Here is a 23,262-nt window from a genome sequence, read left to right as displayed (position 1 = left end):
TGAACCAGTCGGCGTTCCCGGCCGCATCGGTGGTCCAGACGAGGTTCGGCAACACCTGGGACAGGACCCGGAACTGTTCCTCGCTGGCGCGCAGCGCCATCTCGGACCGCTTGCGGTCCGTGATCTCGATGGCGGTCCCGAGCACGCGCACGCAGCGGTCGCGTTCGAAGAGGCCGCGCCCCTTGGCGGCGACCCAGCGGACGAGCCCGTCCTCCCGGCCGATCGTGCGATACTCGACGTCGTAGGGCGCGCGTCGTTCCGGGTCGAGCGCGGCACTGAAGGCCGCCATCGTCGCCTCACGGTCGTCGGGATGCAGGGCGGCGAGGAACTCGGCTCGCGAGACGGGAGCGTCCGACGACATGCCGAACATCGCCTTGACGCGCTGAGGCCAGAAGGCCTTGTCGTTCACGACGTCGACGTTCCAGAACCCGATGTCCGAAGCCTCGGTCGCGAGGCGCAGGCGCGCTTCCGACTCGCCGAGATCGGCCTGCGCCGAGACCTGGGCGGTCGTTTCCGCGCAGGCGCAGAAGATGCCGATGACCCGGTCCGCGTCATCGCGCAGGGGTGAATACGAGAACGTGAAGGACGCCGTTTCCGCGTAGCCATGTCGGTCGATCACGAACGGCATGTTCTCGGACCAGGTCGCCTCGCCCGCGAGCGCGCACTCGACCAGGGGCTCGACGTGAGCCAGGACATCCGAGAACACGTCGCGGAAGGGCCGACCGAGCGCGGCCGGGTGCCGGAGCCCGAGGATCTCGGCATAGGCGTCATTGTAGACGAGGGCGAGTTCGGTGCCGATGGCGACGAACATCGGGAAGCGGGAGCCCAGCATCAGACTTACGGTGGAACGCAAGCCCGCCGGCCAAGCCTCCGGCGGCCCGAGCGAGGACCCGGACCAGTCGTGACCGCGTAGAATTGCGCCCATCCGGCCACCGCCGGAGAGGAACGTCGGTAACGACTGGGTTCTTGCAGCGTCGCCGCCGTTGTCCGTCACCTGATCCACCGTCCCAAGATCCACCGCCCCAAGCCTCCTGCCGCTACCGGCGGAGGCCGGATGGCTTGCCGCTGACCCGTAGCCCTTCGTGAGGACGAGGGGCCGCCCCCGTGCCTCCCGAACAGCCCATGCCAGCATTGCTAATAGCGGTCGCGCCAAGCATGGCACAATTTTTCGTGGCCCCATTCGCATACGTCTTCGTCGCACCGTTATGCGAAGCGTCCGCGGTCAGCATTCCCGAGGGAGATGAGGGTTTTCACGAGAGGAGGATGCAAATCCGATCACTATTGCAGCAGATCCACATCCATCAGATCACACAACCAATTCCACACCGAAACATTTGATTATTTATAGAAGTTGTTTTAGGATCTCATAAGTAGCACTACCGCAATGCCACCCTAGCTAACATCTGTAATTTTTTTATTGTGGATCGATGGTATCCTTTTTTCGTCGTGAGATCTCGGATCTGGAGATGGGCTTGTGGAAGATCACATTGCTACACACGAATTCTGGAACGAAATCGTCGAAACCCGAACGCCACGTGGCGCCTTGCAAGCGGCAGAGTTCGAGGAACGAAAATTCGGAAATCTCATCGCGAATGGCAAAACCGTTGCTTATGTTGACATCATAACGGGCGCGACCCTGCTGTCTTGGTCCTACCAGAGCCCGCAGGAAGCAAAATCCCAATTATCTTTTTTCCGATCCATATACACCGACGCGATCCGCCGCCGCGCTGCTCTCCATGTTGTCTAGACGTGCATGGAGAGGGCATTTTTTGATCTCTCGTACTTTGTCGTCGGATCGCATCTTGTGTGATTCGATCCAGTCATGAGAGGCGCCCCGGACCAAACGGTTCCCGGCTCGGACTTCCTGCTGCAGCCACCTGCATCGTGCCGTGGGTCGTCGGCCTCCTCCGCCGACGCGCAGTGATGCTGGCCCCTCTGCACGTGGAAAACGCCCTCGACCGCCGCCGATTCGCTCGCATTCTCGTTCGCGCAGGCCTCGGCCGCGGCACCCTCGCCTTTGACCGCGGTCCGGCCCCCTAATGCACGCCGAGCGCAGCTTTTTCGGACATTCCGACCCCAAGGGAAGGGTGAAGGCCATGTTTCGCAGAGGCCGCACGCGCGCACGATGCAGAGCTTGGCGATCTCGAATGCTCACCGTCGTGGCGACAAGGCACGAATCGGCGCAGCTTCAGACGCGAGGTCGGCGCCCGGGTCGAAACCCTGATCGCTCTCCACATTGCAGATTGACGATTACTAACCTCGCCCGGGAAATCGGCGCTGCCGTCGCTTTGGTCGGACAGCGCGAACGAGGCTTTCGTCTCCACGCCAGCGCGAGCCGCCGAGAATACGGACACCGCGACGTAAGACTACATCGCACGGGGTTCCCCCGGTGGTGGCGGCCGGAATCCTTGGAGCCGAACCATCGCTCTCGGACTCCGCAGGCTGGCCCGGATCCTCTGCCGGAGAACGATTGCCAATACGCGCACGGATGGCTTTTGTGGGCTCTGCTTCGATCCCTTACGGAGCGGGTTTAGTCTGGACACCTGTAGATATCGGCTTCGAAATCACCGTCGCCCTGGGTCATGTGCCAGACGCCGGCTCGCTGGCGTGTGAAAACGATGTCCGACCCCATCGTGCTGCCGCTACGAAAGCGGCATGAAACGTTGAAGGCGAGCTGGCTGCCTTCGCCGCGCCTCGACCTGATCGCGCACGTTCCGCCCCCGTAGGCGATCTGTTGCGGTGTGATCGTCACCTTGAGATTTGCAGGGTCGGACTTGTCACCACGGCATGGCCGGTTCTGCAGGTAGCGCCCCTCGAAGGCGCCCTCCGCCCAAACGGGAGAGGCGCCCAGCACCATCGCTGCGGCAGCGACGGCTCCACCCGACCAGCAGCGCATGTCAGTCTCCAGCCTGGAACCGGCGCCTATGCGATGACAGCTTTGGGCTTGCGTCATTGATGCAGATCAAGCTCGACGGCGGAGATCTGTGTTCGAATTCATACGATGACCGTCGATACCGGGTACCGGGATGCCGCTCGTCCTGACGCTGGCACTGCGAAATCTGCTTCAGGATCGGCTTCGGTTCATGGCCGCGGTGACCGGTATCGTGCTCTCGGTCGTCCTGATCCTCGTGCAGATGGGCTTGTTCCACGGCTTCGGGCGAATGGTGACGCTGGTCGTCGATCATACGTCGACCGATCTATGGATCGTCTCAAAGGGAACCCAGTACTTCGAGGACATCTCGATTCTGGATACGGACATGCGCCGGGAATTGAGTGCCGTCGACGGCGTGGCGGAAGCCATCCCGGTGGTCGCGGGCTTCTCGGCATGGTTGCCGCCGGAAGGCGGATTGATCGGCATCTTCGTCATCGCGTCGGACCCGGTGAATGGCCTCGCGCCGTGGAACATCGTCGAGGGTGGCCTCGACGATCTCAAAACCCCGGGCACCGTGACGCTCGAACGGTCCTACGCGAACCAGCTTGGCGTGTCCGCACGGGGCGAGACGGCGGAGGTTCGCGGGCACCCGGTGACGGTCGGAGCGGTCACCTCGGGGCTGCGCTCCTTCACGACACGGCCCTACGTCTTCACCGATTTCCGCAGCGCCCGATCCTATGTCGGGTTACCGGCCAATCTGGTCACGTACTTCCTCATCAGGGTGAAGCCCGGAGCCGACGTCGAGCGCATCCGGAGCGAGGCGCAGGCACGTGTCTCCGGCATCGAAGCGCTCACGCCGGATCAGTTTCGCACGCGATCCCGCGATTTCTGGCTGTACCGGACAGGCGCGGGGGCCGCGCTCGTCGCGGGCGCATTGCTGTCCATCATCGTCGGGACCGTCATCATCGCCCAGACGCTCTACTCCAGCACGAAGGAGCACCTCTACGAATTCGCCATGGTGCGGGCGATCGGTGCCTCGAACCGGTACATCTACAGGGTCATCGCCTTTCAGGCGCTCGTGAACGCGCTCATCGGCCTCTCGGTGGCCACCGTGGTCAGTATCGGGGTCGAGCGTCTCACGGCAACGAGCGTCGCCCCGGTCATGATCACGCCCGCCTTGGTGGCCGTCGCCTTCGTACTCACGCTGCTGATGAGCGTCGCCTCCGGCATCGCTTCGATCGTCCGGATCGTCCGGGTCGATCCCGCGAGCGTGCTCACGCGATGAGTGCCGCGATCGAAGCCACGCGGGTGTGTAAGCTGTACGGGCACGGGCCAACCCGTGTCGAGGCTGTGCGAGCGCTCGACCTCGTCGTCCGCGCCCGCGAGTTGACCGTCCTGGTCGGGCCATCGGGCAGCGGCAAGACGACCCTGCTGTCCATTCTCGGATGCATGCTGACGCCGACCAGCGGCACCGTACGGGTCTGCGGTGTCCCGACTGGAGATGCCCGGCCCGAGGCATTGGCGGCCATCCGGCGGCAACACATCGGCTTCGTCTTCCAATCCTATCATCTGTTCTCCACGCTCACCGCGGCGGAGAACGTTCAGCTTGCCCTCGACATCCGCGGCGAGCGCGGGGCGGGGGCGATCGCGAAGAGCGCCGCGGTCCTCGCCGATGTCGGCCTCTCCGCCAAGCTCAAGTCTTTCCCGCGCGAACTGAGCGGCGGCGAGCAGCAGCGCGTCGCGATCGCGCGCGCGCTGGTCGCCGACCCGTCCGTCATCCTCGCGGATGAGCCGACGGCCGCGCTCGACTCGGAGAACGGTCGGGCGATCATGGCCATCCTGTCGTCGGCGACCAAGCAGCGCGGGCGGGCCGTCCTCGTCGTGACCCACGACGCGCGTCTCTTCCGCTTCGCCGATCGGATCGTGCATATCGAGGACGGCGCGATCACGCACGAGGAACGGCCGCCCCCGCCCGAGCGCGTGACGAATGCCCAAGGCGCCGGTCCGCAGACGGCCACCAACCCATGATCGACCGGTGACAGGAACATCTGGGTTGAGCAGGTGTGGCCTCGGTACCCGCCTCGTCATGGTCCACCGGGGTTCGGCACCGCCAGGGTCGGCCAGCGTTAGGAGCGGGGAGAGGATGTGCGCCGAACGCCGCGTCGCCTGCCTCGGGACCTCGGGCCCCCCTCTCGGTCTCCCGAGGGCGACGAGTACCGCATGCGCGTACTCCTGACCGAGGGCAGCAGCACGTCTGCGCGCGAAGCGATCACGGCCCTCGCGCTCGCAGGGCACGACGTCGCCTTCTGCGATCCGGCCCGGATATGCCTCGGGCGGTTCTCGCGCCTCGTCCTCCGCCGCTACCGCTGCCCGGCCCTCGGCACGGACCCGGCGGGATTTCGACGGTTTCTGCACGCGACGCTCTCCCGGCAGGCATTCGATGTCCTGCTGCCCATTCACGAGCAGGGATATCTCATCGCCCGCTCGGCCGAGGAGTTGCGCCCGCTCGTCGCCTTCGCCGTTCCCGCTCTCGAGAGCTACGAGCGCGTCCTGACGAAGCTCGGGTTCAGCAGCCTGTTGAGCGAACTCGGGCTCGCGCAGCCGCCCACACGGTTTCTCGACGATACGCAGAGCCTTGCGCGGCATGCGGCCTACCCATTCGTGGTGAAGGCCGCACTCGGCACGGCGAGCCGCAGCACATGGCTGATCCGTTGCGAGGCCGACCGGGACCGGGCCGCTGCCGAACTCTCGCGAGGGGCGATTACATGCGAGCCCATTCTCGTTCAGGCATGGGTGTCCGCGCCGCTGGAGCAAGCGCAGGCCGTTTTCCAAGATGGGCGGCTCGTCGGGTTCCACGCCACGCGCAGGCTCATCGAGGGAGCGGGAGGGGGCGCGGCCCTCAAGGAGAGTGTCCACCGGCCGAATGTCGCCGACGATCTTGCGAGAATCGGCGCACATCTCTCCTGGCACGGCGCGTTGTCGGTCGATTATTTCATCGACGACAGGGGCGAACATCCGCTCTACATCGACGGCAACCCGCGCCTCGTCGAACCGATGGCCGCCAGCCTCGCGGGCCTCAACCTCGCGGACCTGTTGGTCCGCGTGTCTGCCGGTCAACGCATTGGCCACTGCCTCACGGGCCGGACGGGGGTTCGCACACGCCTCGCTCTGCAGGTCATCCTCGGCACGGCGCTCCGCAGTGGCCGCCGACGCGATCTCGTCGCGGCGCTCATGCAGCTCGTCGACCGCCGACGACCTCTGGCACAGGCGCAGGAAGAGTTGACGCCCGCGCGTCTCGACCCCGTGAGCGTCGTGCCGGTAGTCGGCGCGGCGCTGATGCTCCTCGCCCGGCCGGGCTGCGCGCCGGCGCTGGCACGACAGGGATGGGGCGCCCATCTCCTGACCCAGGAAGCAATGCGAAGAATTCGATCTATGGGTTGAGCCGACCCACCCAAGACCGCAGCATTTGATCGTTTATACAATACGAGATCGATGATATGTTTTAGATTCTCGGCTTGATTGAGATCAATGCAATCGATCACTGGACTACCAGCATAGCGTTGCAACCTGGAGAAGTCCGATGAATGCTGTCGATTTGATCACCGGGGGATGCGGCTTCATTGGTCGCCAGCTCGCCCAGTCGATCATAGCCACCGGGCGTCGCGTACGCGTTCTCGATTGCGGCGATCCGCGCGGCCTTCCAGCTGGCGTCGAGTATCGTCGCGGCTCGATCCTCGACGATGCTGCCCTCTCGGCCGCTTTGGTCGGGATCGAGCGCGTCTATCATCTCGCTGGCGACCCGCATTTGTGGGCCGCCGATCGCCGAGCGTTGGCCCGCGTGAACGCTCATGGCACGGAGCGCCTCCTGGCCGCAGCACCGCCCGTAGCACGGATCGTGCATTGCTCGTCCGAAGCGGTCCTGTTCACGGGATCCGGGACCGATGCGCAGGTCCGCGATGACGACCTCCCACCTCTGGATCGGATGGCCGGTCCCTACACACGATCGAAATGGCTGGCCGAGCAGGCAGCCTTTGCCGCGGCGCGGGCGGGCGGCAATGTCGTGATCGCGAGTCCGACGGTGCCGATCGGACCGGACGACTGGAACATGACGCCACCCGCGGCGATGCTGGCCCTGTTCGTAACCGGGCATACGCCCTTCTTCCTCGATTGCACCCTCAACCTCGTCGATGTCCGGGACGTGGCCGAGGGGCTGCGTCTGGTCGGCGAGAAGGGTGTGGCAGGGCAGCGCTACGTGCTCGGCGGCGAAACCGTGCATTTGCGGCAGCTCCTCTCCAGGCTGGAGCGGATAACGGGCCGACCCATGCCGTCCATCGCCCTGCCGGGCAGCCTCGCCATGGCGGTGGCGATCGTCGCCGAGTGGGTCGCGGATCACATCTCGCATCGGAGTCCGATGGCCGTGCGCGAGGGCGTTCGCCTCGCGCTGCGTTCCACGGCGCTCGACGACGGCAGGGCGCGCCGGGAACTCGGGTACGCGCCGAGACCGATCGACGAAGCACTGGTGCTCGCGGTGGCGTGGTTGACCGGCAAGTCCGTCCCGCGCGCCGAGGTGGCCGCAACGGCCCGCAGCACCGGCTTTGCATCCTGATCGGCCCGATCCGGACGGCGCGGCCGGGCCTGCCCGACGCCAAAGGTGGCGCGATGGGCGCGATGGCATCCCTGGGCGCATCCGCGGCGACACCGGGCCGGAGCGGCGCGCCGGGGCGCCGCGCAGCTGCGTCACCGGGACGGGACGTCCATCGCCTGTCTCATCTTCTCGAGGATCTGATCGATGCTGAAGCTTGCCGCCCGCTGGCGGGGTGGGAAGTCGCGGAACGTATCGAGGAAACGCGCGACTTCCGCTTGTGCGGGGACCATGACAAAGACGTTTGACATCAGCCAGTCGTAGTAGGTGTTCGAGGTGATGTCGGCCCGCTCGTAGGGGTCTGCCCGCAGGTCGAACAGTTTCGGCACGCGGAGCCGGGTGAACGGCTCGGCCCAGATCCGCAGCGTGCCCGGAGCGCGCTGTTCCTCGAAGACGACCTTCCAGTTCTCGTACCGCATCCCGACTAAGTCGCCGTCGTCGTTGAAGTAGAAGAACGCCTTGCGGGCTCCGCGATCCTGCTGGCCCATGAGATAGGGAAGCTGGTTGTAGCCATCGAGGCGGACCTTGAAGGTCCGCGCCCCCGCCGTATGACCCTTGAGCAGTTTTTCCGTGATCTCGGAGTCGCCCACGGCGGCCATCAGGGTCGGCAGCCAATCCAGGGCGCTGACGATCTCGTTCGAGACGGATCCTGCCGCGATGCGGCCCGGCCAGCGGATCACGCAGGGCACGCGGAAGGCGCCTTCCCAGTTGGAGTTCTTCTCGTTCCGGAACGGCGTCATCGCGCTGTCCGGCCACGAGTTCAGGTGGGGACCGTTGTCGGTCGTGTAGAGAACGACGGTGTCGTTGGCGATGCCGAGCGCGTCGAGCTTCTGCAAGAGCTGTCCGATGTGACCGTCATGCTCGGCCATGCCGTCCGCGTACTCCGTACGACTGGTCAGGCCAGGCGCACTTCGGCGGCTGTCCGCAACGTGTGTCCGAAAGTGCATGCGGGTCGAATTAAACCAGCAGAAGAACGGTTTGTTGGCCTGGACCTGACGCTCCATGAAGTCCATGGCGGCGGCCGAAGTCTCGTCGTCGATCGTCTCCATTCGCTTCCTGGTCAACGGGCCGGTATCCTCGATCGTCCCGTCCGCCGATGCCCGCAGGACGCCGCGCGGGCCGTATTTCTTGCGGAATGCGGGATCGCGTGGGTAGGCCCGCTGCTCGGGCTCCTCCTCGGCGTTGAGGTGGTAGAGGTTGCCGAAGAACTCGTCGAAGCCGTGGTTCGTCGGCAGATATTCGTCACGGTCGCCGAGGTGGTTCTTGCCGAACTGGCCTGTCGCGTAGCCGAGCGGCTTCAGGAGTTCGGCCAGGGTCGGATCTTCTTTCTGGAGGCCCACCGTGGCTCCGGGAAGACCGACCTTCGACAGGCCGGTGCGCAGGGTCGACTGCCCGGTGATGAAAGCGGAGCGGCCGGCCGTGCAACTCTGCTCCCCGTAGTAATCCGTGAACATCATGCCCTCGCGGGCAATCCGGTCGATATGGGGCGTCCGATATCCCATCACGCCGAAGGTGTAGGCGCTGACATTCGCTTGTCCGATATCGTCGCCGAACATGACCAGGATATTGACCGGCCGGCCGGTGGTGCCCGTCCGAACGGGAGCCGGCTGAGGGGGTGGGGCCGGCTGCTGTACCTGAGCCGAGGAGGGCCCCGCGCCGGCGATGGAGGCGACGAGCGCCGTTCCCGTGAGAAGCATGCTCCGACGGTCGATGCCCCCTGGGGATCTTGTCTCGTCGGAGGTGGTGATCGACGGCACTGGATCTGTCATGGCCCTCTCCGTTTCACGCAGCGGAAGCCAATGTGGCTGGTAGAGGTATCGACGGGGTGCGGGTGGCGCGCGGCCGGGCGGTAGCGGCGGCAGTAATTGGGCGCACACAGATGCGACCCGCCCTTGATCACCCGGCGGGGTATGCGAAGCGCGGGTTGCGCCGGATCGTAGCTCTCCGCCTCCAAGCCGCCGCGAGGGTTTCGCGGGGTGCAGCATTGCCTCGGCACATCGGCCGGATGGTGGGGTGCAAAGAAATCGGCGGTCCATTCCCAGACGTTGCCGATCATGTCGGACAGGCCGTAGCCATTTTGCGGAAAGGCGGTCACCGGCGAGGTGCCGGCGTAGCCGTCCTCCGCCAAGTTTTCGTACGGGAAGGCCCCCTGCCAGGTATTGGCCATGTGTCGTCCACCGGGTGTCAGGGCGTCGCCCCAGGCGAACTCCGCTCCATCCAGACCGCCGCGGGCCGCGTATTCCCACTCGACCTCCCTCGGCAGATCCTTGTCGACCCAGGCGGCATAAGCCGCGGCGTCGGCGTAGGCGACGTGCACCACCGGGTGATCGTCGCGTCCGGCGATGGACGAACCCGGACCAAGGGGGCGCCGCCATGTGGCCCCGAACCGGAAGCGCCACCACGCCCGGACATCCCGCAGATCGACAGGGCCCTTCGGCGACCTGAACACGAGGGACCCGGCCCTCAGCATCTGCGGCAGGGCACCCGGATAGGCATCCGCCGATGGCTTGCGCTCGGCCACGGTCACATGGCCGGTGGCCCGCACGAACGCGCGGAACTGCGCATTCGTCACGGGAGTCCGGTCGATCCAGAAGCCATCGACGGCGACTCGGTGAACCGGCGCCTCCTCCGGATAGTGCCGGTCCGAGCCCATGCGGAAGGTCCCACTCGGCACGAAGACCATATCGTCGCGGATCGCCGGGCCAATGGATCGGTCGAGATCGGTTGCGGACGCCATCGCGTGCTCCCGGGCAGGCAGCGGGACAAGGCGGACGCGCTCATTCCGCCGGCGTGGGCGGCGCCATGCCGGTGACCTGTACCGAGGGCTGCTCGCTCAGCCAGCGGTAGAGAACACCGCCGAGCACCCCGCCGAGGATCGGGGCGACCCAGAACAGCCAGAGCTGGCCCAGCGCCCATCCGCCCACGAACAGGGCGGGGCCCGTGCTGCGCGCCGGGTTGACCGACAGATTCGTGATCGGAATACCGACGAGGTGCACGAGGGTCAGGCAGAGCCCGATAGCCAACGGCGCGAAACCGACCGGTGCCTTGCCGTGGGTCGCGCCCATGATGACGAACAGGAACATCATGGTGAGCACGACCTCCGCCATGAGGCACGCCATCAGGGAATAGTGCCCCGGAGAATGCTCGCCGTAGCCGTTGGCGGCAAAACCCTTCTCCACGGAGAAGTCCGGTGCCCCGCTGGCGATGGCGTAGAGCACGGCCGCGGCGACAAGTCCGCCGATGACCTGGGCGATCACGTAGGGCGCGATGTCGTGGGCCGGAAAACGGCCTCCCGCTGCGAGCCCGCAGGTCACCGCCGGATTGAGGTGGCAACCCGAGATATGCCCGATCGCATAGGCCATGGTCACCACCGTGAGGCCGAAGGCGAGGGCGACGCCGAGGAGACCTATGCCGACTTGCGGGAACGCAGCCGAGATCACGGCGCTGCCGCAGCCCGCGAAGGTGAGCCAGAACGTGCCCATGGCTTCGGCGGCACATTTGCGGATATCCATAAAAGCCTCCTGCAATGGGGCGGCGTCACCGCCCGGAAGCGCGTTCGCGCGAAGGGAACGAGTGCCGTACCGGACCCTCCCGCGGCCTAACGACAGCCCGCGGCGATGCCGGGTCAGGAGAAGGGAAGACCTGATGCCGGACAGCCGGCTTGCATGAAGGGCCTCACGGCATCTTTGGCTGAGTATGCGTTGAATCTGGGCGCGATGAGATTTCGTGCCACGGCAGTGCAGACTCCGGTTTGCGCTGGATCAATGCAAGTCTTCCCGCATCGGTGATTCGGGTAAATCCTCCCTCGTAATGCCGACGCCTTCTGGTCCGAGCGCCTTATCCTGTCATCGTTGGATCCGGCTCCGGCTGGACTTGCGCATCGGCAAGAGTCCCCGTTGGCCAGAGGCTCGCATCGGCACGCCTGAGCAGTCCGGATCGCTGTCACGCCCTGCAGGTCGGCGCTGCCGGCAATGCCGTTTCTGACCGTAATGCCAGGCGGGCGCCGGTCAGCACTTCACGCGGTCGTCCATCAGTCGGCGGGCGAATACCAGATCGGCGAGGTGTAGGCGCGCTCCTGGATCGTCGTGGGAACCTCAGGCTTGAGGGTGAGCCCGTAATACTTGGCGTCGTAGACGGTCCACCGCGGCGTCGGAATCTCCAGGACACGACCGTAATAGAAGGCTCTCTGCCGCGGATCGAAGTCGGGATCCTCCCAGACGGTGATCAGTTCGGGACTGCCGATGGTGTTGCTCCAGGTCGCGCTGGCGAGGTCGACCGTGTTGCCGACGGGCGGCAGCTTGCCGTCTTCGGCCGGTTTGCGCGCGCCGGACCAGGCGACATCGTAGACGCGCTCCTGCATCTCGCCCCGCTCGTCCAGCCAGCCCTTCACGATCTGATAGCGGTCGAGATTCGCGCCGATCGGGTCCTTCAGGGCCGCCACCAGAAAGGTCGGGACCTTGCCGGCGGGCGCCGGGCCGAGATCGCCGCCCATCGGGACGCCCTTGGCGTAGCCGGCGCGCGCAGGGCTCCGACTCCGGGCGTCGGACGGCTCGAACGCGTACCCCCCGAAGAAGCGCACCAGCATGCGCGAGCCCGTCGTCGCATAGGTCTCGCGGCGCTCCATCGCGTCGAAGAGGGCCGCGCGGGTGTTCTCCGTCGCCCAGACCGCGGCGTAACCGGAGGCGGAGGTCTCCCACTCGTAGAGCGTTCCGGCAGCACCCTTGACGAAGACCCGGCTGCTTCGTTCCGCGTTCGGCTCCATTGCGGAGGTCTTGCCGAAGTAATTCTCCTCCTCGACCGCGGCCAGCCCGGTATGGGCGTCCGTCGAACCGATGAGGCCGAACTTGTAGGGGTTGATCCCCGTCTCGGCCTCCAGCTTCAGGCCGAGCTTCAGCCCCGAGCGGGCGTATTCGTAGGCGAGCATGGCCGGCGTCTTGGGGACGCTGAGATCGAGGTTACCCTTGTCCCACCGCTCGAAATTGGCGAATTCGTCGTTGGGCGAAAGGTACGGGTGGGTCTCGCCGTCGCCCTTGATCTGCGTCGCCTCGTAGAGACGTTCCCACTTGGCGCGGATCTCCGCATAGGCACGGTCGATCCTCCGGTCGGTGCCGGGCTCGACCATCGGAAACATGCGACCGTTGGAGAGATTGCCGTTATGCGCGATCGCCAGCAGGCGCCCCCCCGTCTTGTCTTCGTAGGCGGCCATCCAGGCCCAGAGATCACGCGGGTTGTCGCTTCCGAAGGGCGCCATCGTCGTATAGGGCACGGCCCGGCCGGCGATATGTCCGCCGTCGCGGAAGATGACGTTACGGTGGAGATTGTTGCCTGCGGTGTTGGAGGTCCACTCGTAACCGATGAGGGCCGTGAACCGGCCGGGATCGTCGGCCGTGTCCGCCGCCTTGACGATCTCTTGCCAGGCCGAGCGATAGGCTCCGCCGTCCGGCCGGTAGACGAGCGCCTTCGGGAACGTCCCCTGCGAGAAAGCCGAGATGATCTGGATGGCCGCCGCCGCCCCCTCGCCGTTGACGATCATGTCGTGCCATTTCCGGCCCGTCGGATCGGCCATGATTCCGGGCTTGCCGGCCAGCAGATCCGGAAAGAAGCCCAGATTGTCCGAGTGGTCCGCCACGACCAGGAAATCGAGAGGCCGGGACAGCCGCGCGGGCTGTCCCGAGGACGCGGTGACCTGCTCTCCCTTGGCGAAACGGTAGGCGTCCGCCGGTCCGAGCCGCGCCCCGAAGGCACCGGCGTCGAACGAGAAGGACGTGTGCAGGTGGGTGTCGCCGAAGAACGGCCTGCTGGGGAAGGTGCGGTCGGCGTAGGGCGAGTAGGCGCGCTTGGCCGGGTAGAGCCGGTCGGCGGCGTCCCGGGACAGCGTGCCGACATCCGCCGTCGGATCATCGACGGCCCATGCCGGCGGGGTAACGGGCAGAGCCGTCAGGCCGAGGAGTGCGAGGGTCCGGATCACGTGCTGAACCATGGGTGCCTCCCAGAATCGAAGTTCAGAAGGCAGCGACGCGCTGGATGACCCAGGCCGTCGCGAGGCTTCCGATGAGGTAGGGGGGGACGAGGGTCGTCCAGGGCGGAAGCTGGCCCATCAGGCGCCTCAGTCCGGCGGCCGAGGCCAGCACGGCGCCGACGAAGACCAACTGGCCCGCCTCCACCCCCATATTGAAGAACAACAGCGCGACCGGGACGTGCCCGGCGGGCATACCGATCTCGCTCAAGGCGCCGGCGAAGCCGAAACCGTGCAGCAGCCCGAACGCGAAGGCGACGAGCCAGGGGAATCGGGCGGCGAGCCCGGCCCGGCCCGCGCGGATGCGCAGGATTTCGACCGCCAAGAACACGATCGAGAGGGCGATCACCGCCTCCACCGGCTTTTGCGGCACGTGCACGAAGCCGAGCGCGGCCGCCGTCAGGGTGAGGCTGTGCGCCGCCGTGAAGGCCGTGATCGCGGCGATCAACTGCCGGGCCGACGGCGTGATCAGGATCAGGCCGAGCACGAACAGCAGGTGGTCGAACCCGAAGAGGATGTGCTCGAAGCCCAGCGAGAGATACGTGCCGGCGACGCCGAGCCGGCGCGGCGAAGCGGCAATGGTGGCCTGCGGTGCCGCGGGCGTGAGCCGATGCTCGGCGGAGCGTCCATCCGCGAAGGTGACGCGCAGCAGCGCGTCGGACACCGTGGTCTCGAGGCCGACGAGCCCGATGGTCTGACCCGCCAGACCATCCGCGGCGCGCACGCGCCACGTCTGAACCAGGGCCTCCCCGGTCCTGCGGGCGAGGATCGGGGATACGGGTTCGATCCGGCCCGAAAAGCGGACCGTCAGGGCCAGCCTCAGATCTCCGCGCATGGGCGTCTTGAACAGGACGTCGAAGAGACCGGGCGACCGTTCCTGTAGGTCGAGATAGGCGGGCCGGATCTCGTGCGCGGACCCGGCGGAACAGGCGAGACCCGTCGCAGCGGCGAGAAGTGCGAGGTATGCCGGCAGGCGGCGCGGGATCCGGCGGCGGCGCGTCATCGGTGTCACGGCCCGGCCTGTCGATCGGGCGCTTCCACCGGGACCGGTCGTGCGCCCACCTCCCAAACGACGCCGTACTTCGTGCGGAGCGAGGCGAGGTAATCCGCCTTCAGCGCCCGCTGGCGTGCCGCATACCACACCTCCGCGACCGCGCCCCGGACATCCTCGAACGGTCGCGCCGCGCCCTGGCTGCGGCTTGACACCAGCACGAGGTGCGTGCCGAAGGCGGATCGGATGGGTCCACTCCACGCCCCCACCGGTAGGGCGAAGACGCTCCGGGCGAAATCGGGACCGAACAGGCTGGACAGGCCCTGGAGGTCCATGTCGGTGAAGGCCTCACCGAGGGCCAGCGGATCCCCGACGGGATCTCCGACCGTCGATCCCGCATCGCCGTCGGCCGACGACAGCACGGTTCGTGCGGCATCGGCCGCCCCGGCGGGATCGGCCCGGCGCGCCGGGCTGAAGAAGGCGTGCCGGAAGGAGATCCGCGGGGCGTTCCGGTAGCGTTCGATCTGCTCCGTGTAGAAGCGCCGAAGCTCGTCCTCATGGGGCTCGACGAGGCGCGCCGTATCCTCGACGAGGAAGCCGAGCTTCTGCGCCAGACGTCGGCGCAGCACCGTATCGTGCTGGTCGAGGCCGAGGGCACGCGCCTCGCGCGCGAGGAGTTCTTCGTCGAGCAAGGTCGTGAGGAGGCCGCTCATCTCGTCGGGGGTCGGGTCCCGCCGCCACTGACTGGAGAAGGTCTCCCGCACCCAGCGCGCCTCGCCCTCTCCGATCCGGATCGGTTCCGGCGCGTCCCGCGCGACAGGATTCAGCCAGGAGTAGCCACCGAACAGAACGGCACCCGCGAGCAGGAAATGCACGAGCGGCTCCCTCGCCAGATCGGCCATCCGAGCCGCTCCGCGCCGGCCCTTCGCCGGTGGGCTCGTTGACGCGGCTGGGGCCGCCTCGGCGCGGGACGACGGCATGACGCTCGTCCGCGACGCTAATAGTAGCGCCCGACGCGCCGAACAGTCCGTCGGGAGGCGCGCCGGGCGACGCCGGCGGCGCTCGTCGCGGTCGCCGGACGCCCGACCCGCGCTTCGGCCTGGGAGACAGCGCCTCGGCCGCTGAGCCACCCGGAGGGTTGCGCATCGATCATCAGGCCTGTCCCGAATGCGACGACGGCGATGAGACCGCCGCGTGTCAGCCGCCAGCTTTTCCCGGTCATGGCTCGAACCTCGCTTCGGCCGGAGTGTGTCGCCCGGCCCTCGAATGGATCTCCGCATCATCCGGGAAATCGGCGCCCGCGCTTGATCGCGCGAGACAGCGCGGAGCGGAACCTGCGCACGAACCGCGAAACAGGAGACACGCGGTGTGCGCGGCTCCTGTCCGGTTCGGTCAAGGCGCGCCCGTCGATGCCGGCTAGGATAACGCCGTTCGATCCGTTCAGGGCTGCCGAGGATCCCGGCGTGAGGGCGCGATGCAGGACCCAAAGCGCGTCGATGCCGGTTCCGACCGGACAGGACCGGACAACCGAGTGCAGGGCTCCAAGCCACCCAGGCGGTGGAGCCGGGCCCTCGTGGCCGTCGCCATCCTGCTCGTCGCGGCGGGCGGGTTCGCGCTGGCCCATTTCTGGTCGCCGCATGCCAACCTGCGCATCACGCTGGGTCCACCCGGCAGTGCGGCGGACCGGTTCATCATGGCGTTCGTGTCCGTCTCGAAGGTGCAGCATCCCCGCGTCAACCTCGACCTCGTACGGGTCGACGACCTCGCGGGGAGCGCAAAGACGCTGGAGGACCGCCGGACCGACCTCGCCATCGTGCGCAGCGACGCGGCGGTGCCCGCCAACGCCCAGACCATCGTGATCCTGCGCAGGGACGTGGTGGCCTTCGTGCTGCCCCCGCAGAGCCCCGTGAAATCGATCGCCAACCTGTCGGGCCGGGCGGTCGGCATCGTGGCCGGGCGCCTTCAGGACACCAACGCGCAAGTGCTCGACACGGTGCTGAGCTTCTTCAACCTGCCCGGCAAGGACGTCCGCCGGACAGTACTTCCCGTGGACGAGCTGGCCCAATTGGTTCGACAGAAGAAGCTCGCGGCCATCCTGGCGGTCGGTCCCATGGCGCCGGGGGAGGTCGTCGACGTGGTCGCGGCCGTCGCGCGCGCCACGAAGGGCACCCCGGGCATCCTCGGGTTCGACGAGGCGGAAGCGATCGGCAAGCGGTTTCCGGGCTTCGAATCGATCGACGTGCCCGTGGGTGCGTTTCGGGCTCGCCCTGCCACACCGAGCGAGTCCGTGACGACGCTCGCGGTCACCTATCGGTTCGCCGCATCGGAGTTGATGCCCAACGTGGTCGCGGCAGCCATCGCCCGGTCGATCCTGACCGCCAAGACCAAGCTCGCCGCCGTGACACCGCTCGCCACGCAGATCGAAGCGCCCGATCCCGACGACAAGAGCCCTCTCTTGCCCGTTCATCCGGGCGTCGCCGCCTATCTGAGCAATGGGGACCAGAGCTTCTTCGACCAGGCTCAGCAGTATGTCTATCTCGGCGGGCTGGTGGTCAGCCTCGCCGGATCGCTCTTCGCCGCCGCTTCGGCGGGTCGGGCGCGGCGCCGGTCCGAGGCGGAGTGGCGACCGGTCCGGCGGTTGGTCGAGATCGCCGAGGCAGCGCCCTGTGCCGATCGCGCAGGCCTCGCCATCCTGGAGGGCGAATTCCGGGAACTCGTCTCCGCCATGCTGGGCTGCTCGGCAGGCGCCGTCAGTACCGATTGCCTGTCGGCCTTCTCGACGGCCCTGGCGCATGCGCGCCACGCCCTTGATCGCCGTCGGGCGAGCCTCGGGCCGGAAGTGGCGCTCGCCTCCGCGCCGACGCTCGTGGTGGCCCATTAACGGCGACGATCCGCGCGCGGGCAGACCGCGCGGGCAGACCGGGATTGCGTCGGGCGAATCGCGGTCCGGGTTTACCGCTTCTCCGGGGCGTGGAGGAACAGGGCGCGCAGGCGCCCGGCGCCCAGGACGCGAGCGAGTTCCCGGTAGGCGAAGTACGGGAGAAGCGCCACGAACATCACCCAGGCGAAGGTGAGCACGCCCCGCGGGCCGCCGGCCATCTCCGGCAGAACGGTGCCCGGTGCTTTCCCGTGTCAGGCGCCCACCAGCACCTCTTCGAGTCCGTAAGCCGCCACGAGGACAGCCGTGAACAGGAGGGCACGGTACAGGATCACGTAGACGAGGGGCCTTCGCTGGATGCGCCGACCGAAGGTGCGCGATCCGATCTTCGCCGCCTCGGCGATCAGCACGAACTTGGCCACCACCAGGGCGTTGATCAGCCCGAGCGCGTAGAAGTGGTAGCTCGGATAGTTCGGCACGGACCGATCGATCCGGCTGTAGATGTTGATGCTGAAGAGGATCAAGGTACCGAAGACGATCACCAGGTAGATTGCGAAGGCGATGTACCGCTTCGCCTCGGCGGCGGCCCGTTGCTTCAGAGATCGCGACGGTTCGCTCCCGCCGGGCCGCGCCAGGTCCTGGGGAGCCGGCGCGGCGGACGCCGCCTTTTGAGACAACGGGGGCATGGCTCGTCCTCCACGGCGCTCGTCCTGCACAACGTCCATCCGCTCACGCCTCCGGTGCGCGTCGAGGCTCATCCTGCCGAGAGCGGCAAAGCTCCGGAAAGCACCGGGTCCGCTCGGCCGCGCGGACGAATCCCCGGACCCCACCGGCTGCATCGGCCGGTCGGCGGGGTCCGCTCCGACACCCAGGACCCCGGATCGGTCGGCTGATACGGGGCCGGTCCCCGTCGCGTCGGGATCAGGCCGCCAGCTTGACGGCGTGCTTGCTCTCGATCGTTCGCCGGAGAAGGCGACGGGTCCGTTCGGTGAAGGCGATCTTGTCCGCGAGACAGCTTTCCAAAAGCACGCCCACCCCGAAATGACCGCTCACGTCGGCCATGGCGACGAGCGCCACATATTCGGCGATGCGCAGATGCATCAGGTGATTGGCCTTGATCAGGACGAACAGGGCTTTGGCGGCCGGAGTCTGGATCTCGGCTAACTCGCGGCGAAAATCCTCGAGGAAGACGTCTTGAAGCCGGCCGTTGGCGGTGACCGGTTTCGCGCCGATCAGCTCGAAGCAGCGATCGAGCGATTTGATCGTCTTGTCTTGGATGAAGGCACGCGACTGCAGAGCCTCCTCGATGGCCGGATCTTGCGCGACCTTGCTCAGCTCCTCGTAGACCTTCGTCGCGCGTTCCGCGTGGTGACGCGCATCGCTCAACATGTGGACGAAGAGTTCTCTCGGTGTCTTGATCGGCATGGCGATCTCCTCATGCTGCATCGTTCCGAACCACGGCATCTCCTGGATGCCGGAACCGCTTCGGGCGACCGAGCCTGATCGGACGCAGCGTTCCGCCGATCACCGCGATGAGCGGAAGGCGCCCACCACCGTAAGCCGTGCTCGACCCCGCGCTGACGGAAGGGCAAGGCCAGCAAGCGTCCCGCGTGGCATCGCACCGAAGCGAAGGAGGCAGTATGCGGTCGCGGCGATCCCATGCTTGATCGAGCGAGACATCGGCCATGATCGGCATCGGCCCCGGCTCAAAACCGCCGCAAGTCCCCGGGGATCAAGCAGCGCCGGTACCGTGAGGTTACGGTGCGTCGGATGCGGTTCCGAGGCGCGAGACGGCTTCACGTTTGCCGCTCGCTCGCCCGGCGATCGTTCTCCAGCGTGGAGATCATTCCATGAATATTTTGCCCATCGGAATTTTGACGCCCACAAGAACTCTGGGGCTTGCCTCAGTGGCCTGTGCCGCCCTGATCCTGAGCAGTGCGGTGGCAGAAGCACGCGGTTTCCGCGGAGGTGGCGGAGGCTTCCGCGGCGGCGGGTTCCACGGCGGCGCGGGAGGTTTTCGAGGCGGCGGCCTCCAGGGCGTCCGCGCCGGGGGGGCTCGTGGCTTTCACGGGGCGGCGGGCTACCGCGGCCGCTACGGCGCCGTCGGGCGCTACGGTGCAGTCGGCAGATATGGCGGTGTCGGTCGTTACGGGTACGGCGTCCGACCTTACGGTTACGGCCTGGGCGCCGCCGCCGTCGGAGCCGCGGCCGCCACCGGCGCCGCCGCCTACGGTCGCTGTGTCCCCTACGCCTACTACGATACCTATACGGGCGCCTGCCGTCCGTACTGACGTCGTTTCACCAGAACCGAGACGAAGAGGCCTCGGCCCTGGATCATCCGGCCGGAGCCGGCCGCCCGAGCGGTCGCCTCTGGATCAGTGACTTCCGACCATCCTGGGTCAAACGCCATGGTCATCCGCATCACCGCACCGCTCTTGCTCGCAACCTGCTTGGGCGTGCCCGCCCTGGCACAAACGTCGGGTCTGCAGCAGCCCGCGGCGTTGATTCACGGCAATTACTGCGGGCTCGGCAACAATGCCCCGTTGCCCCCCGTCGATGCCCTCGATGCCGCCTGCGCGCGCCATGATGCCTGCACGCCCGTCGGCGGCTTGCCCTCACGGGCCTGCAACCTGCGGCTCCAGTGGGAGACGGACCGCATCGCGCGCGATCTGCGACAACCCGATGATATCCGCGCGCTGGCAGGCTTCATCGCCGCCGGGGCCGTTCTTCTGCCATTCGACGCGCATGCGACCATTCCGACCAGAGCTCCGAGCTCGACGCGGTTCGGCCCCCCAGCCCCACCTCATCGTCCGCGCTCTTACGCCTATTAGGGTCCGGCCCAACATCCGCTTCGAGACGCGGCAGACGGCCGACCGGATCCCTGGATGGTCGCGGTGAGTCGCGCTGCTCGGACACGGAATCCTTGCGGCACACGCAAGAGGAAGAACACGCATGTTCAGCAGGCGGATGTTCACCGGTTGCGCGCTCTGCCCAGCGATCGGCTTCGTCGCGGATGACGCGTCGGCGCAGACGCCGAGCGGCTTCAAGCGGTCGGTGATCGGGCGGATCGCCGGTCCGGGCGAGGGTTACGAGACGCTGCAGCTTATCGTCGATATCGAGCCGAATGTCGTCATCGATTGGCGCAACCATCCCGGTACCGAGGCGGCCTATACGCTGGACGGCGTCGGCGAATTGCGGATCAAGGGTTGAGGCGACGCAGGCGATCAAGCCCGGCTTCTTCTGGATGACCCCGCCGGAAGTCCCGCATCGGCTAAAGAACGGGTCGCAGGCGACCAAGCTCGTCGTCACCTTCACGGTGCAGAAGGGAAAGCCCCTGGCGGCACCGGTTTCCGCGCCGATCTAAACACCCGCGCTGCGACGTCGCGAACTCCGGGCTGTGACGGACGACGGCGGCGGCGGACTTGCCGCAGTCGCAGCAGAATGTGCCCGGAACCGGGTGGACGCCATCGAGACCGCGCAAGCCACCCCGACCAAAGCGCGGCCGGAGCGGCTTGAGCGCAACGCAATCGGCGCGGTCAGCGGCGGAAACCGCCGCCTCCGCGCCCGCCCCGATATCCGCCCCGGTATCCGCCGACATGTCGTCCGGCGACGACCCGGCCGCCGCGATACATCTGGCCGCCCCGATACACGCCTCCACCTCGATATCCGTACCGGGCGCCGCCCCGGTATCCATAGGCACCCCCACGGTATCCGTAGGCGCCGCCCCGATATCCATAATAGCCCGGCGCACCGTACGCATTCGGCCGGCAGGCACCATACGGACCCCGATGAAAGCCGGGGCCACAGCCGCCGGCGGCCTGAGTAGCCGTAACGCCGAGCAGACTTACGCTCAGCCATACGGCGAGAGCGAGGGTCGCGAACGAGATTATTCGTATCGATGCCATCATATGCTCCTTGGTTCAGTAATGGATAAGCTTGAGATCAACGAAATCAGATGAAGCGCCGATACGCATCGACGCCTGATCAAGGCAGATCGGACGACCGCACCCCGGTACCGGCATCGCTCGGCACGGCGGGCGAATCTCGGGGGCTCCGGAGCGCGTCGAGACCATCGGCCGGGTTCGGGGGCGAGGCTCCCGATGTACCGGGCAAAGCCCGTGAGCAGGGCGCCGTCCTGCATCCGCAAGGGGGCCCGGACCTCCTGAAACCAGGATCGGCCGATCCTCGCTCAACGCGGTCACAGCTCATGTTCGATCCGTCGTCAGCGGTACACGCCTGAGACCGCCCAGGTGGTCGGTCCCTCCGGGGTGTCCCGGACGGCGAACGGGAAGAGACAGCATCGGATCGGGAAGGCCTTCCGGCGGTCGGCTCGCCTGTCTCCAGATGCTGGGCGTGGTGCCGGCCCAGCGTCTGAACGCGTGCGTGAACGCTGCCGCTTCGGAGAAGCCCAGGCAGGCCGAGATCTGCGCCAGCGTCATGTTGGTATCGGCGAGGAGTTGTTTTGCCGTTTCGAATCGCATCTGGGAGGCGACGGCGCGAAAGCTCGTGCCCTCGGCCCGCAGACGGCGGCTGAGGGTGCGCCGATGCAGCGCCAGATGGCGCGCGACGGCCTGGCCGGACCATGGGCTCTGGATGAACTCGGCGCGCAGCAGTCGCCGCACCTGATCCGCCAACTCGAGCGGAGCGGCAGCCCCAAGCAGCCACGGGTCCGCTCCCGCCGTTCGATGGGCCTCTCGATCCTGGCCCGCGATCGGACGCGCCAGGAGACGCGACGGAAAAGCGATGACCGCCCATTCCTGGTCGAACCGGACGGGTGCCCGGAAGAAGTGCCAGTAGGGATCGATTTGATCCGGGGGGGCACGTGGCAGCAGGATCTCTGTCGGAGCCCAGGAGGCACCGCACAGCGCGCGCACGATGTTGACGAGGGAGGCGAGCGCCCCCTCCGATTGAAGGCCCACCGCGGTCGCGCCGGGCGCGTAGGGATAGTAGTGCAGCAGCGCCACGTCGGCCTCGACGCAGAGACGGACGGCAGAACCGTACGTCCAGGCCCAGGGCCGGGTTTCCAACACGTGCAGCGCGTCGCCGAGCGTTTCCGCGTTCCGGATCAGGACGTTGTTTGCCCCGAGCGTGGCGAGGGTGATGCGCTGCCCCACGAGGAGGCCGAGATGGCCGCATCGCGTACGGCTGGCGCCCAGTTGTAGCAAGCGGCCGAGGGCGGCGTTCGACATCGAGCCACCATCGCCGCCGCCCCACCGATCGCAACCCGCCTCGCGCAGGAGGCGAATGGGATCTGCGCCAAGTTCCGAAAGAACGGCACAGGTCGATCGCGTGATGCCGTCATGGTCGCTGCCGGCGCAGGCGGACAGGTCCGTACTCGACGTTTGAAATAATTCGAGAGATTCACACGAGTCCTCAAGAGGAAGATCAAGGCGAGGGGCCATTTCCAACATCCCTTTCTCCTCGAATTTCAATCAGATCACGGGAATCTCAGGCCAATCGCATCGCGCTGGATCAAATTATTATTACGAACAACCATTCAGGTAGAGATTTTCGTCATATGTAATATTCGATAGTGACGGCAGCCAGCCGGCGGCTTGTGCATTGCCCGTTCGGCAATCGAAGGGCCGCATTGCACGGCGCGCTTCCGGCAGGGCGCCGGCCTCGACAAGATGGCCGAAGGTTCCGCGGTCGGCGCCGTAGGCGAGGCGGAGCAGGTGGTAAAGGCTCTGGGCGGTCAGGCTGTGCTCTTCGACGAGCGCGGCTTGGTCGAGCGTTTCTTCGGGAGCTTGGCTCAGAAAGAGGCAGGCTATGGCGTCGATCACGCGCCGGGCCTGCACGAGTGGGAGTTCGAGCAGCACCAGGGCGGCGAGTCGATCGGCCGCGTCCTCCTGCCGACCGAGCA

22 protein-coding genes are annotated in these 23,262 nt (G+C 66.8%); 9 read left to right on the top strand and 13 right to left on the bottom strand.

What is annotated here, in order from left to right; genetic code table 11:
* Positions 1-832: GGDEF and EAL domain-containing protein (locus K2X24_RS05535; protein ID WP_292495462.1), on the bottom strand; the 832-nt coding region annotated here is incomplete at its 3' end.
* Positions 833-1,474: 642 nt separating this feature from the next.
* On the opposite strand from K2X24_RS05535, the gene K2X24_RS05530 reads away from it, so the two are divergent.
* Positions 1,475-1,747, top strand: a complete 273-nt coding sequence (locus K2X24_RS05530; RefSeq protein ID WP_292495460.1) for a hypothetical protein — start codon at positions 1,475-1,477, stop codon at positions 1,745-1,747.
* 783 nt (positions 1,748-2,530) lie between these two features.
* Here the strand turns inward: K2X24_RS05530 and K2X24_RS05525 are convergent.
* Positions 2,531-2,896, bottom strand: coding sequence for a hypothetical protein (locus K2X24_RS05525; protein ID WP_292495458.1), 366 nt, complete (start codon positions 2,894-2,896; stop codon positions 2,531-2,533).
* Positions 2,897-3,026: 130 nt separating this feature from the next.
* On the opposite strand from K2X24_RS05525, the gene K2X24_RS05520 reads away from it, so the two are divergent.
* From K2X24_RS05520 to K2X24_RS05505, 4 genes are all read left to right on the top strand, one after another.
* Complete coding sequence (locus K2X24_RS05520) at positions 3,027-4,157, top strand: ABC transporter permease (RefSeq protein WP_292495456.1); 1,131 nt, start codon at positions 3,027-3,029, stop codon at positions 4,155-4,157.
* Positions 4,154-4,900, top strand: coding sequence for an ABC transporter ATP-binding protein (locus tag K2X24_RS05515; protein ID WP_292495454.1), 747 nt, complete (start codon positions 4,154-4,156; stop codon positions 4,898-4,900). Before K2X24_RS05520 ends, K2X24_RS05515 begins: the two co-directional genes overlap by 4 nt.
* A gap of 192 nt (positions 4,901-5,092) precedes the next feature.
* Positions 5,093-6,313, top strand: coding sequence for an ATP-grasp domain-containing protein (locus K2X24_RS05510; RefSeq protein ID WP_292495453.1), 1,221 nt, complete (start codon positions 5,093-5,095; stop codon positions 6,311-6,313).
* A gap of 139 nt (positions 6,314-6,452) precedes the next feature.
* A complete protein-coding gene (locus K2X24_RS05505; RefSeq protein ID WP_292495450.1) occupies positions 6,453-7,478 on the top strand; it encodes an NAD-dependent epimerase/dehydratase family protein in 1,026 nt (341 codons plus the stop codon).
* A 131-nt stretch (positions 7,479-7,609) separates the two neighbouring features.
* Here the strand turns inward: K2X24_RS05505 and K2X24_RS05500 are convergent, their stop codons facing one another.
* The 6 genes from K2X24_RS05500 to K2X24_RS05475 form a co-directional block, all read right to left on the bottom strand.
* Positions 7,610-9,283 (bottom strand): arylsulfatase, encoded by a 1,674-nt coding sequence (locus K2X24_RS05500; protein WP_292495463.1) that lies wholly within the window; start codon positions 9,281-9,283, stop codon positions 7,610-7,612.
* The gene (locus K2X24_RS05495) at positions 9,280-10,251 is read right to left on the bottom strand and encodes a formylglycine-generating enzyme family protein (protein WP_292495447.1); all 972 of its coding nucleotides are present in this window, start codon (positions 10,249-10,251) and stop codon (positions 9,280-9,282) included. Before K2X24_RS05495 ends, K2X24_RS05500 begins: the two co-directional genes overlap by 4 nt.
* 40 nt (positions 10,252-10,291) lie before the next feature.
* Entirely contained in the window at positions 10,292-11,026 is a 735-nt protein-coding gene (aqpZ, locus tag K2X24_RS05490; protein WP_292495445.1) for an aquaporin Z, read from the bottom strand.
* Between the two features lie 518 nt (positions 11,027-11,544).
* A complete protein-coding gene (locus K2X24_RS05485; RefSeq protein WP_292495443.1) occupies positions 11,545-13,494 on the bottom strand; it encodes a DUF3604 domain-containing protein in 1,950 nt (649 codons plus the stop codon).
* A 22-nt stretch (positions 13,495-13,516) separates the two neighbouring features.
* On the bottom strand, positions 13,517-14,533 hold the full coding sequence (locus tag K2X24_RS05480; protein ID WP_292495441.1) for a HupE/UreJ family protein: 1,017 nt from the start codon (positions 14,531-14,533) through the stop codon (positions 13,517-13,519).
* A 5-nt stretch (positions 14,534-14,538) separates the two neighbouring features.
* A complete protein-coding gene (locus K2X24_RS05475) occupies positions 14,539-15,423 on the bottom strand; it encodes a peptidylprolyl isomerase (protein WP_292495440.1) in 885 nt (294 codons plus the stop codon).
* Positions 15,424-16,094: 671 nt separating this feature from the next.
* Here K2X24_RS05475 and K2X24_RS05470 point away from each other — a divergent pair.
* A complete protein-coding gene (locus K2X24_RS05470; RefSeq protein ID WP_292495438.1) occupies positions 16,095-17,402 on the top strand; it encodes a TAXI family TRAP transporter solute-binding subunit in 1,308 nt (435 codons plus the stop codon).
* Between the two features lie 71 nt (positions 17,403-17,473).
* Here the strand turns inward: K2X24_RS05470 and K2X24_RS05465 are convergent, their stop codons facing one another.
* The 3 genes from K2X24_RS05465 to K2X24_RS05455 all read right to left on the bottom strand — a co-directional run bounded on the left by K2X24_RS05465 (position 17,474) and on the right by K2X24_RS05455 (position 18,824).
* Complete coding sequence (locus K2X24_RS05465; RefSeq protein WP_292495437.1) at positions 17,474-17,620, bottom strand: hypothetical protein; 147 nt, start codon at positions 17,618-17,620, stop codon at positions 17,474-17,476.
* Positions 17,621-17,653: 33 nt separating this feature from the next.
* Positions 17,654-18,085, bottom strand: a complete 432-nt coding sequence (locus K2X24_RS05460) for a hypothetical protein (protein WP_292495436.1) — start codon at positions 18,083-18,085, stop codon at positions 17,654-17,656.
* 235 nt (positions 18,086-18,320) lie between these two features.
* Positions 18,321-18,824, bottom strand: a complete 504-nt coding sequence (locus tag K2X24_RS05455) for a DUF892 family protein (RefSeq protein WP_292495435.1) — start codon at positions 18,822-18,824, stop codon at positions 18,321-18,323.
* 425 nt (positions 18,825-19,249) lie between these two features.
* Between K2X24_RS05455 and K2X24_RS05450 the strand changes: the two genes are divergently transcribed.
* The 3 genes from K2X24_RS05450 (at position 19,250) to K2X24_RS05440 (ending at position 20,609) form a co-directional block, all read left to right on the top strand.
* A complete protein-coding gene (locus K2X24_RS05450; RefSeq protein ID WP_292495434.1) occupies positions 19,250-19,690 on the top strand; it encodes a hypothetical protein in 441 nt (146 codons plus the stop codon).
* A gap of 117 nt (positions 19,691-19,807) precedes the next feature.
* On the top strand, positions 19,808-20,230 hold the full coding sequence (locus K2X24_RS05445) for a hypothetical protein (protein WP_292495433.1): 423 nt from the start codon (positions 19,808-19,810) through the stop codon (positions 20,228-20,230).
* Positions 20,231-20,351: 121 nt separating this feature from the next.
* Positions 20,352-20,609: a hypothetical protein gene (locus tag K2X24_RS05440; RefSeq protein WP_292495432.1), complete on the top strand. Its 258-nt coding sequence runs from the start codon at positions 20,352-20,354 to the stop codon at positions 20,607-20,609.
* A gap of 995 nt (positions 20,610-21,604) precedes the next feature.
* Here the strand turns inward: K2X24_RS05440 and K2X24_RS05435 are convergent.
* The gene (locus K2X24_RS05435) at positions 21,605-22,810 is read right to left on the bottom strand and encodes an AraC family transcriptional regulator (protein WP_292495431.1); all 1,206 of its coding nucleotides are present in this window, start codon (positions 22,808-22,810) and stop codon (positions 21,605-21,607) included.
* 72 nt (positions 22,811-22,882) lie between these two features.
* A partial coding sequence (locus K2X24_RS05430; RefSeq protein ID WP_292495429.1) for a DUF4344 domain-containing metallopeptidase occupies positions 22,883-23,262 on the bottom strand: 380 nt, incomplete at its 5' end.

It is taken from the genome of Methylobacterium sp. (assembly GCF_019750675.1).
Classification (GTDB): domain Bacteria; phylum Pseudomonadota; class Alphaproteobacteria; order Rhizobiales; family Beijerinckiaceae; genus Methylobacterium.
Note: the sequence above shows the minus strand (reverse complement) of the source record. Positions and strands in the feature narration are given on the sequence as shown.

Excerpts from the sequence above, each read along its gene's own strand:
- K2X24_RS05525 (WP_292495458.1), bottom strand. The coding sequence starts at position 2,896 with ATGCGCTGCTGGTCGGGTGGAGCCGTCGCTGCCGCAGCGATGGTGCTG.
- K2X24_RS05520 (WP_292495456.1), top strand. The coding sequence starts at position 3,027 with ATGCCGCTCGTCCTGACGCTGGCACTGCGAAATCTGCTTCAGGATCGG.
- K2X24_RS05515 (WP_292495454.1), top strand. The coding sequence starts at position 4,154 with ATGAGTGCCGCGATCGAAGCCACGCGGGTGTGTAAGCTGTACGGGCAC.
- K2X24_RS05510 (WP_292495453.1), top strand. The coding sequence starts at position 5,093 with ATGCGCGTACTCCTGACCGAGGGCAGCAGCACGTCTGCGCGCGAAGCG.
- K2X24_RS05505 (WP_292495450.1), top strand. The coding sequence starts at position 6,453 with ATGAATGCTGTCGATTTGATCACCGGGGGATGCGGCTTCATTGGTCGC.
- K2X24_RS05500 (WP_292495463.1), bottom strand. The coding sequence starts at position 9,283 with ATGACAGATCCAGTGCCGTCGATCACCACCTCCGACGAGACAAGATCC.
- K2X24_RS05495 (WP_292495447.1), bottom strand. The coding sequence starts at position 10,251 with ATGGCGTCCGCAACCGATCTCGACCGATCCATTGGCCCGGCGATCCGC.
- aqpZ (WP_292495445.1), bottom strand. The coding sequence starts at position 11,026 with ATGGATATCCGCAAATGTGCCGCCGAAGCCATGGGCACGTTCTGGCTC.
- K2X24_RS05485 (WP_292495443.1), bottom strand. The coding sequence starts at position 13,494 with ATGGTTCAGCACGTGATCCGGACCCTCGCACTCCTCGGCCTGACGGCT.
- K2X24_RS05480 (WP_292495441.1), bottom strand. The coding sequence starts at position 14,533 with ATGACGCGCCGCCGCCGGATCCCGCGCCGCCTGCCGGCATACCTCGCA.
- K2X24_RS05475 (WP_292495440.1), bottom strand. The coding sequence starts at position 15,423 with ATGGCCGATCTGGCGAGGGAGCCGCTCGTGCATTTCCTGCTCGCGGGT.
- K2X24_RS05465 (WP_292495437.1), bottom strand. The coding sequence starts at position 17,620 with ATGGCCGGCGGCCCGCGGGGCGTGCTCACCTTCGCCTGGGTGATGTTC.
- K2X24_RS05460 (WP_292495436.1), bottom strand. The coding sequence starts at position 18,085 with ATGCCCCCGTTGTCTCAAAAGGCGGCGTCCGCCGCGCCGGCTCCCCAG.
- K2X24_RS05455 (WP_292495435.1), bottom strand. The coding sequence starts at position 18,824 with ATGCCGATCAAGACACCGAGAGAACTCTTCGTCCACATGTTGAGCGAT.
- K2X24_RS05450 (WP_292495434.1), top strand. The coding sequence starts at position 19,250 with ATGAATATTTTGCCCATCGGAATTTTGACGCCCACAAGAACTCTGGGG.
- K2X24_RS05445 (WP_292495433.1), top strand. The coding sequence starts at position 19,808 with ATGGTCATCCGCATCACCGCACCGCTCTTGCTCGCAACCTGCTTGGGC.
- K2X24_RS05440 (WP_292495432.1), top strand. The coding sequence starts at position 20,352 with ATGTTCAGCAGGCGGATGTTCACCGGTTGCGCGCTCTGCCCAGCGATC.
- K2X24_RS05435 (WP_292495431.1), bottom strand. The coding sequence starts at position 22,810 with ATGTTGGAAATGGCCCCTCGCCTTGATCTTCCTCTTGAGGACTCGTGT.